At 39.2% G+C, this 16,619-nt stretch carries 11 protein-coding genes; 6 read left to right on the forward strand and 5 right to left on the reverse strand.

What is annotated here, in order from left to right:
- Positions 1 to 17: 17 nt before the first annotated feature.
- The gene (locus tag HQN83_RS23945; RefSeq protein ID WP_173094090.1) at positions 18 to 761 is read right to left on the reverse strand and encodes a TrmH family RNA methyltransferase; all 744 of its coding nucleotides are present in this window, start codon (positions 759 to 761) and stop codon (positions 18 to 20) included.
- Here HQN83_RS23945 and tamL point away from each other — a divergent pair.
- The gene (tamL, locus tag HQN83_RS23950) at positions 752 to 3,145 is read left to right on the forward strand and encodes a translocation and assembly module lipoprotein TamL (RefSeq protein WP_173094092.1); all 2,394 of its coding nucleotides are present in this window, start codon (positions 752 to 754) and stop codon (positions 3,143 to 3,145) included. The two genes, HQN83_RS23945 and tamL, sit on opposite strands and share 10 nt — an antisense overlap.
- A 9-nt stretch (positions 3,146 to 3,154) precedes the next feature.
- On the opposite strand, the gene HQN83_RS23955 is transcribed toward tamL, so the two are convergent.
- Genes HQN83_RS23955 through HQN83_RS23970 form a run of 4 tightly spaced genes read right to left on the reverse strand, consistent with a single transcriptional unit; the run spans position 3,155 to position 9,564 of the window.
- Positions 3,155 to 3,685 carry a hypothetical protein gene (locus HQN83_RS23955; protein WP_173094094.1) on the reverse strand — a complete coding sequence of 177 codons (531 nt, stop codon included), beginning with the start codon at positions 3,683 to 3,685 and terminating at the stop codon, positions 3,155 to 3,157.
- The gene (locus HQN83_RS23960) at positions 3,682 to 6,027 is read right to left on the reverse strand and encodes a patatin-like phospholipase family protein (RefSeq protein ID WP_173094096.1); all 2,346 of its coding nucleotides are present in this window, start codon (positions 6,025 to 6,027) and stop codon (positions 3,682 to 3,684) included. Before HQN83_RS23960 ends, HQN83_RS23955 begins: the two co-directional genes overlap by 4 nt.
- Before the next feature lie 46 nt (positions 6,028 to 6,073).
- Positions 6,074 to 6,547 carry a TspO/MBR family protein gene (locus HQN83_RS23965; protein ID WP_173094098.1) on the reverse strand — a complete coding sequence of 158 codons (474 nt, stop codon included), beginning with the start codon at positions 6,545 to 6,547 and terminating at the stop codon, positions 6,074 to 6,076.
- Positions 6,548 to 6,579: 32 nt separating this feature from the next.
- Positions 6,580 to 9,564, reverse strand: coding sequence for a glycoside hydrolase domain-containing protein (locus tag HQN83_RS23970; protein WP_173094099.1), 2,985 nt, complete (start codon positions 9,562 to 9,564; stop codon positions 6,580 to 6,582).
- 175 nt (positions 9,565 to 9,739) lie between these two features.
- Here HQN83_RS23970 and HQN83_RS23975 point away from each other — a divergent pair, with 175 nt between their 5' ends.
- The 5 genes from HQN83_RS23975 (at position 9,740) to HQN83_RS23995 (ending at position 16,449) form a co-directional block, all read left to right on the forward strand.
- The gene (locus HQN83_RS23975) at positions 9,740 to 10,987 is read left to right on the forward strand and encodes a cystathionine gamma-synthase family protein (protein WP_173094101.1); all 1,248 of its coding nucleotides are present in this window, start codon (positions 9,740 to 9,742) and stop codon (positions 10,985 to 10,987) included.
- A 14-nt stretch (positions 10,988 to 11,001) separates the two neighbouring features.
- On the forward strand, positions 11,002 to 13,356 hold the full coding sequence (locus HQN83_RS23980) for a TonB-dependent receptor (RefSeq protein ID WP_173094103.1): 2,355 nt from the start codon (positions 11,002 to 11,004) through the stop codon (positions 13,354 to 13,356).
- A 215-nt stretch (positions 13,357 to 13,571) separates the two neighbouring features.
- Positions 13,572 to 14,774 (forward strand): di-heme oxidoredictase family protein, encoded by a 1,203-nt coding sequence (locus tag HQN83_RS23985; protein ID WP_173094105.1) that lies wholly within the window; start codon positions 13,572 to 13,574, stop codon positions 14,772 to 14,774.
- Positions 14,775 to 14,776: 2 nt separating this feature from the next.
- Positions 14,777 to 15,223, forward strand: a complete 447-nt coding sequence (locus HQN83_RS23990; RefSeq protein ID WP_173094107.1) for a QcrA and Rieske domain-containing protein — start codon at positions 14,777 to 14,779, stop codon at positions 15,221 to 15,223.
- Positions 15,220 to 16,449, forward strand: coding sequence for a hypothetical protein (locus tag HQN83_RS23995; protein WP_173094109.1), 1,230 nt, complete (start codon positions 15,220 to 15,222; stop codon positions 16,447 to 16,449). The genes HQN83_RS23990 and HQN83_RS23995 overlap by 4 nt, the downstream gene beginning before the upstream one ends.
- Positions 16,450 to 16,619 lie beyond the last annotated feature (170 nt).

A 16,619-nucleotide genomic window follows, 5' to 3' on the forward strand; every position in this document is an offset into this window, starting at 1 on the left:
TAGGATGCAATTTATTTCTAAAAATTTCTGCAAATATCTGCACAAAGAATTGCTGCCGATATCGCAACGTTCAATGACTCAGCGCCTCCCACTCTCGGAATAGTTACCGGATTTGTAATTAAATTTATTATTTCAGGTGAGATACCTTGCCCTTCATTGCCCAAAATTACAACACCCTCTTTTCCCCATTTTGTTTCATACATGCTGGTTCCGTTAAAAACCGCACCAAAAACAGGCACTTTTATGTCTTTCAAAAGTGTTGGAAGCTCTTCGTAATAAACATTCACCCTGCTCAATGAACCCATTGTAGCCTGTACAGTTTTTGGGTTATAAATTTCGACAGTGTTATTAGAGCATATAATTTGTTTAAAACCAAACCAGTCAGCCGTACGAATAATTGTACCAAGATTGCCCGGATCCTGAACTCCATCAAGCATTAAAGAAAACGATCCTTTAAGACTGCTAACATCCAGACTACGGCTTTTTGGAATATGTACCAGCGCAAGTACACCTTGTGGCGTTTGTAAAGTACTAATCTTATCCAGTTCCGCGTTGTTTACTTCAAATAACTTTATATTTGCAGGCAAATTGGGCAGTAAAGACTGATATTGAGCCAGATAATATATACTATGTATCTGGTACGAAGATTCAATAAATTCTACAATAGATTTTATACCTTCAATAATAAATATCCCATTTTCTTTACGGTACTTTTTTTGATGTAACGATTTTATAAAACCTATCTGAGATTTTGAAAGCATACTATAATAATAAAGCGAATGTCCAATTTCATGCAATATTACTATTTATTCTTGTTTTTGTTACGGGATGCTCTTCAACAAAATATATTGCAGACGATCAGGCCATCGTTAAAAATGTAGAAATTGATAGCATAAACAAAGCTTTTGAAGAAGAAGCATTCAATTATATTCAAAAAGATATCAGACCAACATCAACAATAGGTATCAATGTGATCATCTATAACATGTTCAATACCAAAGATGGTCGCTATAAAACTTCAAACATAAGGCCACTTGGTACACCGCCTCCAATTTTGGACAGTACATTGGTTGAGATTTCGCGTAGTCAGATAGAAAAGTTTCTGATGAGTAAAGGCTATTTTATGGCTAAGGTGAAATCAGAGGTAAAAGTGAAAAATAAAAGGGCAGAAGTTTTTTTTAAGGCCGAGCCCGGGCCTGTTTTTTATGTCAACAAAATAAAGGTTGATATTCCTGATTCAACCATTAAAAAGTTTTACATGGATAGTAGAGCTACTCAGACCTATTTGAGGGAGGGAATGAGGTATGATGACGATTCTTTGGCGCATGAGCGGGATCGTATTTATACCGTGATGAAAGGGAAAGGTTATTTTGATTTCGTAAGACCTTATGTAAAGTATGAAGTTGACTCGAATTTAAATTCCAGTAAAGCCAATGTTACTTTGCTAATCGATGATCCTATTGACAAGCCTAAGCATGAGCAATATTACATTGGTGAGGCGAACGTAATTATTGCGCCTAATTCTGATGGTTTTCCTGATACGCTTACCATGAACGACAAGACAATCAGAGGTTTAAGGTATACTGATCTTTCTAAAAAATTCAGGAGAAACCCGATAGTGAGGTATAATTTTCTGCACCAAGGTGATATGTACAGCATAGATAATGAGAATCTTACCTATGATAGGATGTATGAACTTAACGTTTTTAAAAATGTTAAGATAGATTATAACAGACCAAAAGACAGCCTAAATAAAGTATATCCGGTTATTCAGTTGATTCCGCAAAAACTAATGAGCAACCGTGTAGAGGGTGAGGTTCCTTTTAACGCTGGTACAGTTGGTTTTACTTTATCAAACACATATACCAACAACAACCTATTCCGCGGTGCAGAGAGATTCGAGTTTCAGGTTAAAGGTGGGCTGCAATCTAGAATTGGGCAAGGAAACTCACTATTTCGCGATATTTATCAACGAGATTTCTCTATTAGTGCCAACCTTACTGTGCCAAGGTTAATGTTGCCGCTTATTACTGCCAGACCAGGCAGAAGGGGTGGAATGCCACATACCATATTTTCTACCAGTTATGTGTACGCACAGCAAAAAAGCTTTTTTGAACGCCATGTATTTCTAAGTTCCTTAACTTATGAGTTTGTGGAGTCGAAATCTAAATATCACTCTGTTACGCCTTTAAACTTTGAGTACAGGTTTGGTGGACTTCTTTTTGATCGCAATGATCCAAACAATCAAACTGAGTTACTTAAGAATTTTTACAATCTTTTGCTGTTAAATAGAAAAGATATTACACTGGGTATTAAATACACCTACTCTTTAAATGCTGATAAATTGTTGTCGAACGAGAGCTTTGTTTATTTTAGAGGAAGTATGGATATGGCCGGTAATATGTTGCAATTGGCTACCAAAATTGCAGGTGTAAAGTCTAATCCTAAAGATAGTGTGTATGCTAAAATATTCGGCTTGCCATTTAATCAGTATATGCGACCAGAGGTTGATGTGCGCTGGTATAAAGGCCTTGGAGGCGATAAACAGTTTGTTGCTCGTATAAATAGTGGTATTAGTTATGCTTATGGTAACTCTTTGGCTATTCCGTTCGAGAAATTGTTTTTTGCAGGTGGGTCTAGTGGTGTGAGAGCTTGGCAAGCCAGAACTTTAGGTCCGGGAAATTATGATAGAGGAAAAGAACTTACTTCGGATACTGCAAGACGAGCGTTATACGGACTAGATCAACTTGGAGAGCTACATATTGAGGCAAACCTGGAGTACAGATATAAGCTGTTAAACAAATTCTTTGGAGCCAAATTAAAAGGGGCTATATTTTTAGATGCAGGTAACGTTTGGAACGTTTCTAATACGGGTGTGAAGTCAACATATTTCGACTTCAAAAAACTGGGTAGCCAGATTGCATTGGGTACAGGTATGGGTTTCAGGTACGATGTGCAATACTTTGTATTTAGGTTTGATGTAGGTTTAAAACTTAAAGATCCACAGTTTGAAGGTTCGGAACAATGGATGTTTAAACGCTTCTTTACAGGTAATAAGAAGTTTAAAGACGACTACTACCTAACGCATAGTCCGGATAGGTATCGCTTTGTGCAATACAATTTTGGTATAGGAATGCCTTTTTAAGCGATCTGTTTAAAACAATCGCTTTAAGCCATCAAATATAGTTTCGAAGAAAGTTGATAGGTTTAAACCATTGCTATGGTTAAAATAGATAAAGACTAATAGGATAATCACAGCAGCTATAATAAACCGTCTGAAAGCAAAGGCTAAAAAGACAATCAGGGCAGGGAATAATACAAGCCACATGCTGTTAATCACATAAGGGGATAGGGTGCCATCCTTTTTATAAACATACAGCAATTTGCTGTGTGTGCCTTTATCATTTTGATGTTTAATGTATACAAAGGCAGATTTCTCCAATTGTAACGGAAGCACACCAACACCACCGTTAAACTTAATCTCTTGGGTAAAACCACTCACGGTAAAGGTGTAAGTACCATTGATTTTTTCTATTGGAACATCTAAAGAGTCGGCCGCTATAATGGCAAGTTTGCTGTTCTTTAGCAGGCTTTCTTTAACAATAAAGTTATTGATGTCTGCATTTTGGGCGAAGCCCGAAACAGATGTTACTAACAGCAAAATCAACAGATATACTCTTCTCATTCTATAGATCGTTTATTGTAAATCAGATACCCCAAATGTAGTAAAACCCCGTTTCTTTTTATCGGATCGTCGTATAAATTGTAACTAAGGCTTATTGGGCCAACGGGGGTGTGGTATACCAGGCCTGCAGTAGCGGCATATTGCCATTTGGTAAATGGGTTCATGCGGTCTACTCCCTGGAAACCTATTTTTTCAAACTTCTGGTATGGTAAAAACACATAGCCCTCAAGCCTTAAATCAAGGTTTCTTTTGATGCTGTATACATTTTTTAGGCCGCCGGCAAAGTAACTTGTGGCCCTAAAGTTCTCTAAAAACACCGATCTGCTGTCTTGTAACGGATAAAATGCAGGAGATGCAAGTATGGTTGAGTAATAGTTTGAAAACAATGGCTGATTGGAAATTACAGCTTCTAATAGGTAACCTAAGGAGTATTTAGGTTTGGTAAGGAAATAGTTCTCGTCGCTAACCTTTAAGTTAAACCATTGCCTGTATTTCCTATCTACATTGGTTTTGTCGGCTGTAAACTCAGGAGAGATAAGGTTGCCATCGGTAAAGTCACCATCTGTAATATTGCCGGGGGTAAAGCTCTCTCTGCCTGCATAATAATTAAGGCTCAGTAAAAAGTTACGTCCTTTGTTGGCGTATTGCTTGCGATTAAAAGTATACTGTTCAAAAGCAAAAGTAGATCTTGATGCATTAAATACGGTTTTATCTAACCGATTGCCCACCTCAAATGTATTGTTCGGACTATACCCATCGTAGTTGTTAATAAACGAGGTGCTTAGCGTTACCTTGGCATTTCGGTTTAGTGGAAACCCAATCTTCAAATCTACTTTTCTGTCTGTTTGCTCAATATAAGTAGGGTGAGGGTTTTCGATAAAAATGGAGCTGGTTTTGTAATAATCGAAGTGATTATAAGTCATTTCCATGGCAAGGAACAAGGGGAGTCGCGAAGGGAAATCGACCCTACCACTAACTTGCAACGACTCGTAAAAGCGTCCGGAATATAGGTTTGTGCCAAAGGTATACGACTTGCGATCCAGGTAATTGTACTGCATACCCAAAAAAACGTTACTGATTGGTCTTGAAGCTATGTTTCCTCCGAAATCTATTTTAAAGCTCTTTTGAGGTTTGGCTACAATTTCAAAGTTGTAACTGTCGGATATTGGGTTATAGGTTATTTTGGGGTAAATTGTTTCAAAGGTTTCATCGGCAACCAGTTTATAGTAGCCTTGCTTAATATCCTCAAGGTTAAAAGTGTTCTGGTCTCTTTTAAAAAGACGTTCGATATACTTTTTCTGCTGGGAATTAACGCCCGAAACGGTGATGCTACTAAAAACAAGGTTAGGTTTTTTATTGTTGAACTGAGTTCTTTTAATCATCAGATCTCCGGTGGTTACCCTGCGACTTATCTTTTTCTTGATCTGCTCCATATCGGCCATTGTTGCATCGTAACCCTGTTTTATCAGAGCTGCTACAGGATTAAAGTTCGTTACAGAATATCCTCTTAGATTCGGCTGAATGTAAATGCCGTTGGGGCCAATAAGCGTAGAATCTGATTTAGACAGGAACATGAAAACCATGAGGCGGTTCATTAAGCGCTCATCATTGTTTTTAGGATATTCAGTAAAGTTTTTTGAAGATACGTTAGAGCCGATCATGATGTCGGGATTAAAGTCCTCCTTCATTACATCGGCTGGGAAGTTGTTGTACAAACCACCATCAAACACGTATTTGTCGTCTAGTTTTATTGGTCGGTAAATGAGGGGAACAGTCATTGTTGCCCTAACGGCTTCGGTTAAACTGCCCTTTTTTACGGTAATACTGTTTTGCGATAACACATCAGAAACCATGCAACGGTAAGGTACAAATAGGTTGTCGAAGTTGTCTTTAGCTATCGCTGAAGCCTGCGAAAACAGCTCTAACAGTGCGAAGTTTAACGGGATATCATTAACCAGATTAGACCTGAAATTTATCCTTAAGTTAGAATCTACAGAAAGCTTGGCGGTAATTACCGAGGGGTTAATGCTTTTCTTTTGAAAGAAAAAGGTGTAATCGCTGTTGTATTTTCCGGTTACCCAATTTTGAAAATCACTGCTTAATGCTATTTTCTCTATTTGTGTGGGCGAATAACCTGCGGCATACATGGCACCAACAATGCCCCCCATAGAGGTTCCGGTAATGTAATCTATCGGAATGTTGTTTTCTTCGAGCGCTTTTAGTATCCCGATATGGGCTAGTCCTTTTGCGCCACCGCCACTTAATACTAAGCCTACTTTTTGCGCATTTACATTTAATGCACCTATAAATAGAATCAGTAAGAGTAGTCTTTTTATAAGCATAGCATTCTAAAAATAGGAGTTTTATTTCATAATGCCGATCTTATTATCAGTTTAACGAAAATATGCTGTAAGTTAAAAGTGTAGCGAAACTAACCCATAAAATATATGGGATGAATAACAAGCCTGCAGTTTTATCAATTTTATAGAATACCCGGGCATTTATAATGATTGCAATAAGCAGGGCTACAACTTCAATAAGCGCAATGCCGAGTTCATGTGCGTAAAAGAACAGGAACGACCACGTTAAATTTAAAATAAGCTGTATAAAGTATAAAGCAACGGTACGTGGGAAATGCTCAACTTGCTTTCTTTTTTGCCAAACCAGATAGGCTGAAATTCCCATTAAAATGAAAAGGGTAGTCCATACCGGTGGAAATAGCCAATTTGGTGGATTAAAAGAGGGCTTGGCCAAAGTTGGATACCAGGTTTTAACAGATTGAGACGTAAACCATGCGCCGATAGCACCGATAGCTAAAGGAATAGCGATATTAATAATAAAGGCGAATGGTTTAAATCTCATGTTTCTGTATAATTTGTGTGCAATGTTACAAGTTAATTTTGTTTAACAACAATCATCCAGCCTTTGTTTTTTGTAACAGGTATTTCGTCGGTTGCCGAAAAGGTTCTTGCGGGTTGAAAGTTCTTAACCTCAGGAGCAGTAACTGTTGCCTTTGCAGGATCAATTCCTAATGCTTTCCAATCTATGATCAGTTTTATTTTGGTGTCTTCTTTAGCCCAACTTGCAAGTGCTATCAGTACACTTTTGTCTTTCTTGTAAATGGTTGCAATTACATCAGGGTTGTTGGTTTTTACCGGATTGTTTTCTACCCAGTAACCGATCATTTTAGTGCCTTGCATACCAAAGTCATCCCAGGCTTTCCATATTGCACGTGGATCTGCGCCGTCGCTCCATGGCATACGATTAGTCATGCCGTAAACCATTCCTCGCCATGCGTTGCCACCGTCTTGTAGCATTTCGCCCATTAAACCGAAAGGTATGCCCGATGATTCTGTTAAAAAGAAATCAGGACTGCTTTTCTCGTAGTCGAAATACTCACCAAACCAAAGGCGGTTTAGGTAAGGGAAATGTTCCATGTACAGGTTCGCACTGTTGTTAAAACCATCGCTTTTGTTGTATTGGTTTGCTGAATGCAGGTCTATAATGCCTGGGTGACCATTTTGAGTAAGTACACTTTTTACGCGTTTCATGGTGGTTCTGTCGAAGGCAACGTCATCAAGGTATAGGCCATCTATGCCTACATTGTTAACTAACCAGTTCATGCCTTCAACGTAGTAGTTGTGCCAACGGCTCATTCCACTGTTCACTACGGCTGCATCTTTAATTTCGGGGACATACCATGCCGCGATGTAATCATCGCCAAGGTGTTCTTGCAACCATGAATAGCCACCACCTTTTCCTGGCGAGTAAATCTCATGACCCAAGCTGCGGAGTGGGAATGTTTCGTAAGCACTGTTAGATAATTCGCGAACGGTATTATAGATTTTTACCTTAAGCCCTTTTGAGTGTGCTTCATCAATATAGCTTTTCATTTCCTTGTGGGCAATAAAAGGGTAGTTGATGAACGGATTAATAGGAGTGGCGTGGTGTATATTTATTATTGTTGCGCCTGTTGCCTTAATGGTATCCAGGTTGTTGTACTTGTGGTAAAAGCGGTTGCTCCACTGGAAATCAGTATTGATGGGGTGGAAAGGCGTAATCAACAACGTGAAGTTGTAGTAGAGGGTATCGCCTTTTTTCATAAAGCGCTCTCCACTGTAGTTGTCGGCCAATATAGACTGTCCTTTTTTAGCGATTTTAATACCACCTTTACCATCGTTACCCCACGAGGTTGGCAGTAATAAAGGTTTCTGTAAGTAGAAGTTGGTATTTAAAGGACGTACGTAGTGGTTGTCTCTTAGTGAATACTGCAAACCTGCATTTACATCACCAATCCATGCGCCATCTTGGTTTTTGTTGGCCACGTCCCATTTCCAGTTCAAAGAATCTGGTCGGTATCCGCCTTTTTGACCAAGGCCCATCATGTACTTAGAAGCCTGAGGGCTGAAAGGAAAGTGCAAACTGATATTGTCTAATTTTATATCATTTACAGCGATGAATTTAACGGTATAGGATACAAAACCATCAAACTCAAGAGCCGCATTCACCTCCATATTTAAACTGTCGGATGTGCTTTTTGAAGTCCATTTTACAATGCCTGCTTGCTTGTCTGTAAAATTGATTTCTGAGGTTTTAAACTTAATGTCCTGATGATTTGATCTGGTTACATGAAAATGAACCGACTCTACAAGGATGTTTTTAGGGGTGGAAGATAGCTCTGTCATTTCTGGTGTAAAAAAGGTCTGGATCTGAGCAGGTAAACCATCTTGATTTATCGTGAACTGTCGGCCTAATAGGGCAATAGTTTTCTCTTTTATAACCAGAGGGATGTAAGGTGCGATAACCTCGTTTTTCTCTGCCATGGTAGAGTTTAGCCACTTTAAGCGAGTTTGTTTTTGAGGTTCATTTATGCCTCCATCTGCTAAAACTGTGTTGTTTACAGTTAATGCGATTTGAATGGTGGTACTGCCCGATCCTTTGGTGGTAACGGTCGCTGTACCTGTATATAAGCCTGCACTAATGTCTTTTGGAATATCTGCAAGTATCCACAACGCTTGAACTTTGTTCTTAGCTACGTTTACTGTTTTATGTAGCGGACTGCCATCCCAGTTAACACCATCGGTATTTAAGCAAGAAAATGCTTTTGCAGAAATGGCTTTGCCTGTTTTACTTTTTAGATCGCTAAAAACAACTTTAACATCAGTTAGGTCTTTTTTAACCGGATAAATACCAAGCTGGTAAGTGTAGTTTTCTCCTTTTGAAGCAGTTCCTGAGAAGCTGTTCTTAAGACCTTTGGTAATCCATAGCTGCGGCAGATCGTTCTGCATCTTTATAGGATTAAGCCTGTCTTCAGTAAAAACCAAGTAGTCTTTTTGAGGATGCTGTTTAATCAGGGCTTTAGTTTCTGCTGCGGTTGCAATCACTTCCATAGGGTAAAAACTGCTCATCGCATTAATGGCCTCTATGCGAACAAGTTTAGCCGGAACAGCATTGGTTGTCGATTTTGGCCACTGGCTAATGGTTGTTGGGGTTTTTCTATACTCCGCATTTGGGTAATTCGAACGACCTTCTACCTGGTATGGCATATAGTAAACGTAATAAGTGCCCGGGCCTGATGTTGGCTCAAAATAAACTGTGCCTTGTTCTCTGTTAATGTTTAGAGCTTTTACGTTTGCGATTTTGCTGTTTGTTTTGGCATCAACAACCCAGATGTCCTTAAGCTCTGGATGGGTATCTCTCCGTCTCCATTCGATAGTTGCCTTGGCTACATTCCCTGCTCCACCTACCGTTAGGACAGCCCTGTGGTTCCCCAAAGAATCCGGGTTCCAACTGTCGTTTCCGATACCATATTTGATTTGTTGAGCGCTAACTCCTGTAAACAGGAATAAGATGAAAATGACTACTAAAGATGGTTTCATTGTTGTTTTTAGATTTAGAGGTAAAAGTAACCATTCTGTAAATAGACTGGTAAAGGACTTATATGTTATTTGTTAGCAGTAGTTTTTTTGAGCTGATTGCAGAATTTCCTACGTAAAACGTCTTTTTTTTAAAATAAAAGATGGAAGTTTGTTTTCTTGAATAATTTAAGTTTAAATGAGCAATAAAAAAGGATTTACCACTACCATACTTCATTCAGACCGTCTTTTGAAGCCAGAATTCGGTGCATTACATCAACCTGTTCATAACGCAGTAACCTGGGGATACGATGATGTCCAGGGATTAGTAAATGTATTTCAAAACAAAACAAAGGGCTATGCTTACTCTCGTCAGGGTAACCCAACCACTACCGCACTTGAGCACAAAGTAACTCAAATGGAACAAGGCCTGGCATCTGTCTCTTTTTCGACAGGAATGGCTGCTATTTCTTCGACTATACTTGCTTTAATGAAAGCAGGCGATCACATTATTGCCAGTTCATACCTGTTTGGTAATACCAGAAGTATTATGCAGACTTATATGGATTTGGGTCTGGATATCTCTTTTGTTGACGCAACAGATGTTCAGAATATCAAAAATGCCTATCAAGAAAATACCAAAATGGTGTTTGTAGAAACCATTGCAAACCCTGCTACTCAGGTTGCAGATCTTGGTGCTATAGGTGATTTTTGTGAGGACAAAAAATTAATATATGTAGTAGATAACACCATGACTTCACCTTATTTGTTCCGTCCGGTTGCAGTAAAGGCGAGTCTTGTTATCAACTCTTTAACTAAATATATTGGCGGTCATGGTAATGCATTAGGTGGAAGTGTAACTGATACCGGCTTATTTGATTGGCTTAACTTCCCGAACATTGCGCCAATAATCCGTGAGCAAATCCGTCCGGAAATGCAAGGTTTAACGCAGATCAGAAAAAGAGGACTACGTGATGGCGGTGGTACACTTGCCCCTGAAGCAGCACACAGTATTTCTGTCGGTTCTGAAACCATTGCTTTAAGGCTAGAGCGTGCTTGTAGTAATGCAGCTGCACTTGCCGAATTCCTAGATAACCATCCTTTAATTAGCAAAGTTTATTACCCGGGATTGAAGAGCCACCCTCAGCATAAGCTAGCTTCTGAGTTATTCCTTCGTTATGGCGGATTAATGAGTTTCGCACTTGTTGATGGTATCGATTGCTTTAAATTCTTGAATGAACTTAAATTGGTGATCAAATCAAGTAATCTTGGTGATACGCGTACGCTTGCAATTCCAGTTGCTCATACTATATTCTTTGAGTTAGGTAAGGAAAGGCGCGATGAAATGGGAATCCCTGATTCTATGGTGAGGTTGTCGGTGGGTATCGAAGATTTTGATGATCTAAGAGAAGATTTCAGCGCTGCTTTTGCCGCTGTTTCTAATTAATAAGCTGATATATAATGAACAAAATACTAGCATGCTTGTGTTTAAGCATATTCATTTGTTTTGCAGCGACTGCACAACAAAATAAGATTTCAGGAACTGTTAAAGACACTAAAGGAGTTCCTGTAGTTGCTGTAACTGTACAAGTGTTAAATACAAACCTGAGTACGGTTACAGATTTAAAGGGTTCGTTTGAAATTGCCAATGTTCCTTCCCGTAAATTGAATTTAAGATTTACAGCTGTAGGTTATGCTGCGGTAAATAAACTGGTAACCGATTACAACAAGAACCTTGATGTTACTTTAGAAGATGCAGACTTGAGGCTGGACGAAGTGATTGTTTCTGCACAAAAAACTGAAGAGAATGTTCAGAACATTCCTGCTAGTATATCGGTTTTATCATCAACAAAAGTTAACGATTACAGGATTCAGAATACTAGAGACTTAACAGCTATCGTTCCAAATCTTTATAGCAGCAATCCCGGCGACGGAAGAAATGTAACCTCCATCAGAGGGATTGGTACAACTTCTTACGATCCAGCGGTTGCCACTTATATTGATGGTGTAAACCAGTTTGGTTTAGATACTTATATCGCTTCATTGTTTGATGTAGAAAGGATAGAAATATTGCGTGGCCCTCAGGGTACCCTATACGGAAGAAATGCGATGGGCGGTGTGATTAACATCATCACCAAACAACCTACAAATTATACAACCGGTTTTGCGGGTGTTGATGTTGGTAACTATGGTCAGCAGCGTTACAGCGCAGGCATCAGAACCGCATTAATTAAGGATAAGCTGTTTTTTGGCGCAGCAGGCTTGGTTAACAGACAAAGTGGGTTTTATACCAATGAGTTTAATAATTCTAAATTTGACCGTTTACATGGATACTTAGGTAATTATTATCTGAAATTTCAGGGCAGCTCAAAGTTTGCTTTAACTTTAAATGTTAAGCATAATGAGAACCGTAATGATGGAACTTTTCCATTAGCTGCTTCTGTTGGCGATGCATTAAGTAATCCTTTTAAGGTAAATCAGAATGCTTTAACTACCATGTTCGATAATCTGTTTAACGCATCTTTGTCTGCAAATTATGCTGGTGAGGATTTCAATTTTACTTCGCAAAGTGCATATCAGTCTAATTATAGATATTATAATAAGCCGATAGATGGTGATTTTTCTCCGATAGATGGTATCACCGTTATTAACAACTATGGTAAAGACTGGAATAAAATACAGGTTTTAACACAAGAGTTTAAATTCAGTTCGCCTTCATCATCAGATTCGAGACTTAAGTGGGTTGGTGGTGTGTATGGCTTTTACCAACATAACCCTGTAAAACAAGGGACGTTTTTTGGCGAAGATGGTGAAGCTGTAGGTGCGCCTGCTCCAAACCTTTTGAGTGTTAGCGTTAACAGAGGGAAAAGCTTTGGCTTAGCGGCTTATGGACAAGTTACTTATGCTATTACAGATCAGTTATTGGCTACCGCAGGTTTGCGTTTCGATTATGAGCATAAAAAACAAAGTGTGGTAGGAGAGTTAGTGATGCCAGGTGAGGATCCTATGATTTTTCCAAAAGATACCACTGGTAAAGCCAATTTTAATGCGCTATCACCAAAAGTGAGTCTTGCTTACTCGTTTACAGCCGATCATAACTTGTATGCAAGTTACAGCAGAGGTTTCCGTGCTGGTGGACTTACGCAATTGGTTTCTGATCCAGATATAAAACCTTTGGTTGCTTATAAACCTGAGTACAGTAATAATATAGAGGTAGGATCTAAAAACACTTTTTTCAATCAGCGTTTAAGTATTAATGTTGCCGCTTTTTACGTGAAGTTAACTGATGCGCAGACCCCTGTGTTAGTCTTACCGGATGCAATAACAGTAACCAGAAATGCAGGAAAATTAAGTAGTAAGGGAATTGAAGTTGAGCTATCAGCCAGACCAGTTAAAGGATTAAGTGTTGATTATAACTTCGGTTACACTGATGCAAAATATAAATCACTGAGCTTGCCAGTAGGTAAGCAGACGGTAAACTTTGATGGCAATAAGCAGGTTTTTACACCTGACTTAACTTCAATGCTTGCTTTGCAATACAGCTATCAGATTGAAAGTCTTAGTAAACTGGATTTAATTGCACGTGGTGAGTGGGCGTTTGTTGGGGATCAATTTTTTGATCTTCAGAACAGATTTGAGCAAAAGGGCTATCATTTGTTTAATGCCAAAGTTGGTGTTTCTAATAAAAGATTTGATGTGTTCTTCTGGGGAAGAAATCTGACCAATAAAACATATGTAGATTATGTTTATGATTTCGGTGTTGCCCATTTGGGTAATCCAAAAACGTATGGGATTTCATTAGCTGGCAGATTTTAAGAGTATAAGCTATAAGTTTAAAAGTTATCAAAAGCCCAGGCATTTTGCCTGGGCTTTTTTTGTGGGTGCTATAAATGCTATCGTCATCCCGGCCTTTGCCAGGATGACGATAGCGTGTGTGTTATGTGTACTCTTTATAATAAAGTTAGGTTAATCTAATTTTAATATTAGGTTTGTCTTTTTTTATAATTAGATTTACAGAATAATTATAAAATATGTCAACACGATTACTTCTAATTTTCAGCTTTATCCTTTGTCTGGTCACTTTAATGGTGGCTTGCCAGAAGATTATGCCATCGGCACCTGCCGAAGACGAGCTGCTCGATGGACCGGTAGAGGGATTAACCTATGAGCAAAGCCAGCGCTTTTTACTAGGCGATGTGGCATTCAACGATGAAATATTTACACCTGAAAAAGGACTTGGGCCAGTGTTTGTAGCCACTAGTTGTGGTAGCTGCCATGCTGGCGATGGTAAAGGGCATCCTTTCACCACTCTTACCCGTTTTGGACAAACCGATGAAACTGGTAACAAGTTTCTACATCAGGGAGGCCCTCAATTACAGAACAGGGCAATACCAGGATATAAGCCAGAGCAAATACCTGCAGGGGCTACTTTTTCTAAATTTACTCCACCGGCAAATACCGGATTGGGTTTCTTAGAACTGGTTTCTGATGCTGATATTTTGGCGATGGCTGATCCTAACGACGAAGACAATGATGGAATTTCAGGCGTGCCTAATTACGGTCATTTAGTAGGATATGTTGTCCCACTCGCTAATGCTATTCCTAAAGGCGGAAAATATATACATCGCTTTGGTAAAAAAGGCGCAGCCTATAACTTGTTACACCAAACAGTTAATGCATACAATCAGGATATAGGTATAACCTCTAGTTACGATCCTATTGATGTTTATACAAACTTGGCTATAGATCCTGAGATTTCTACTCAAAAAGTAAACGATGTGGTATTTTACTTGCAAACACTAAAAGCACCCATTCAACGAAATCAAAATGATCCGGCAGTTCAAAGAGGCAGTCTAATCTTCAATCAAATCAACTGCGCAGGATGTCATAAACCAACCTTAAAAACTGGATCTTCACCAGTTGCGGCTTTATCAAATACCGAATTTCATCCGTATACCGATTTACTTTTGCATGATATGGGACCCGGGCTTGATGATGGATACACAGAAGGATCAGCCAAAACCTATGAGTGGCGCACACCACCACTATGGGGCTTAGGCCTTTCAACAAATTCACAGGGTGGACAGTACCATTTATTACACGATGGAAGAGCAAAAAGCATTGAAGAAGCAATACAATTACATGGTGGCGAGGCTACAGCTTCTAGAAACAAATTCACGCAGCTTTCGGGCAACGAGAAAAATGATCTTCTTAAATTCCTAAAATCACTATAACCATGCAAAGAAAAGACTTTATAAAAACCTGCGGATTTGCCTGCTTAGGAGGTATCGGAATTTCTACACTCCTGGAAGGCTGCGCTACCGCTAAAATATCATCAGGAGCAATAGCCGGTAGTGATTTGGTTGTACCATTAGCTGATTTTGAAGTGCAGCAAGCAAAGAAAAAACAGTACAAAAGATATATTATCATTAACAACGATCAGCTTAAATATCCAATATGTGTGTATCGCTTTGATGAGCAAACGTATTCGGCATTGTGGTTAGAATGTACCCATTTGGGAGCCGAATTACAAGTGTTTGGTGATAAACTACAATGTCCGGCTCATGGTAGCGAATTTGATAATAAAGGTGTAATGCAACATGGCCCTGCTGATGCCAATCTGCGCACTTTCCCGATAATTGTTGAAAAGGATCAACTAAAAATTTCCCTAAAAGCGGTATGAAAAAACTAGTTACTATATTAACCCTCATTCTCATTACTGGTTTTTCTGTACAGGCTCAGATAGATCCTAAACTTTTGAAAAGTCCGGTAAGAGATACTACAAAACAAATTCTAAATATGGACGCTGTTTATGAGCGCCCTTTTATAACCGTCGGAAAATTACCTGTTTCAGTTGGTGGCTATATGGAAGCAAACTGGCAATACCAGGGAACAGATGGAGTTTCTGATGGACACCAGTTTCAGTTTAGAAGAATGACTTTGTTTGTGGCTTCAACCATTAGCAAACGCATCAAGTTCTTGTCAGAAATAGAATTTGAACCTGCCGACAAAGAAATAGCCATTGAATTTGCCGCCCTCGATCTGGAACTTCATCCAATGTTGAATTTAAGAGGAGGGATGATTATGAACCCAATAGGTGCATTTAATCAGAACCACGACGGCCCTAAATGGGAGTTTACCGATCGTCCGATTGCTATGACCCAAATGTTGCCTGCAACCTGGAGTAATGCCGGATTTGGTATCTATGGGAAATACTACAATACCGATTGGATGTTTGGGTACGAGCTTTATGCATCTAGCGGATTCGACAATTCAATTATCGCCAATGGCGAAAACAAAACCTTCTTGCCGGCTGCTAAGGAAAACGCGGAACGGTTCGAGGAAATGGCAAGTGGTGAACCTCTGTTGACTGGTAAAGTGGCTGTCAGACACAATAAGATAGGCGAAATTGGACTCTCTTATATGGGTGGAGCTTATAATAAATGGCGAAACGATGGGGTTATCGTAGATGATAAAAGAAGATTGGATGTATTCGCAGTCGATTTTAATACTGTATTGCCAATGCTTAATACGTTTATTACCGCAGAATGGGCATGGATAAAGGTTGATGTTCCGACAACCTATTCGCAGCAATTTGGCAACAAACAGCAGGGTGGCTTTGCGGATATTGTACAACCGGTATTAAAAAAGAACATGCTTGGCTGGCAAAACGCAACGCTTAGCCTTGCATGCCGATTAGAATATGTTGACTGGAACGTAGGGAAGTTTAGAGAAACCGGAGGAAATATAGGCGATGAATTGTGGAGTATAATGCCTGGCGTTAGCTTTAGGCCGCGACCTCAAACTGTATTGAGGTTTAGCTACAGAGCGCAGTGGCAAAAGGATCTTTTAGGCAATCCACCAGCTAGAACTTCGGCATTGCAGTTTGGTTTGTCTACTTATTTTTAACTGAGGGGTAGTGTTTACTATTGCTTATTGGTAGTGTTTACCTCTGCTCATCGTCATCCTGAATTTATTTCAGTTTATATGTTTGAAGTAGCAAATTTCAACGTGTAAATTTATTATAAAAACAGCCATGGGAAATGTAACTTTAGGCAAAAGCCTGGACTTCAGTGGGC

The organism is Pedobacter foliorum, from assembly GCF_013266735.1.
Lineage (GTDB): Bacteria > Bacteroidota > Bacteroidia > Sphingobacteriales > Sphingobacteriaceae > Pedobacter > Pedobacter foliorum.

Coding starts and splice junctions, on each gene's coding strand:
- HQN83_RS23995 (WP_173094109.1), top strand. CDS start 15,220: ATGAAAAAACTAGTTACTATATTAACCCTCATTCTCATTACTGGTTTT.
- HQN83_RS23965 (WP_173094098.1), bottom strand. CDS start 6,547: ATGAGATTTAAACCATTCGCCTTTATTATTAATATCGCTATTCCTTTA.
- HQN83_RS23945 (WP_173094090.1), bottom strand. CDS start 761: ATGCTTTCAAAATCTCAGATAGGTTTTATAAAATCGTTACATCAAAAA.
- HQN83_RS23960 (WP_173094096.1), bottom strand. CDS start 6,027: ATGCTTATAAAAAGACTACTCTTACTGATTCTATTTATAGGTGCATTA.
- HQN83_RS23970 (WP_173094099.1), bottom strand. CDS start 9,564: ATGAAACCATCTTTAGTAGTCATTTTCATCTTATTCCTGTTTACAGGA.
- HQN83_RS23980 (WP_173094103.1), top strand. CDS start 11,002: ATGAACAAAATACTAGCATGCTTGTGTTTAAGCATATTCATTTGTTTT.
- HQN83_RS23985 (WP_173094105.1), top strand. CDS start 13,572: ATGTCAACACGATTACTTCTAATTTTCAGCTTTATCCTTTGTCTGGTC.
- HQN83_RS23955 (WP_173094094.1), bottom strand. CDS start 3,685: ATGAGAAGAGTATATCTGTTGATTTTGCTGTTAGTAACATCTGTTTCG.
- HQN83_RS23990 (WP_173094107.1), top strand. CDS start 14,777: ATGCAAAGAAAAGACTTTATAAAAACCTGCGGATTTGCCTGCTTAGGA.
- HQN83_RS23975 (WP_173094101.1), top strand. CDS start 9,740: ATGAGCAATAAAAAAGGATTTACCACTACCATACTTCATTCAGACCGT.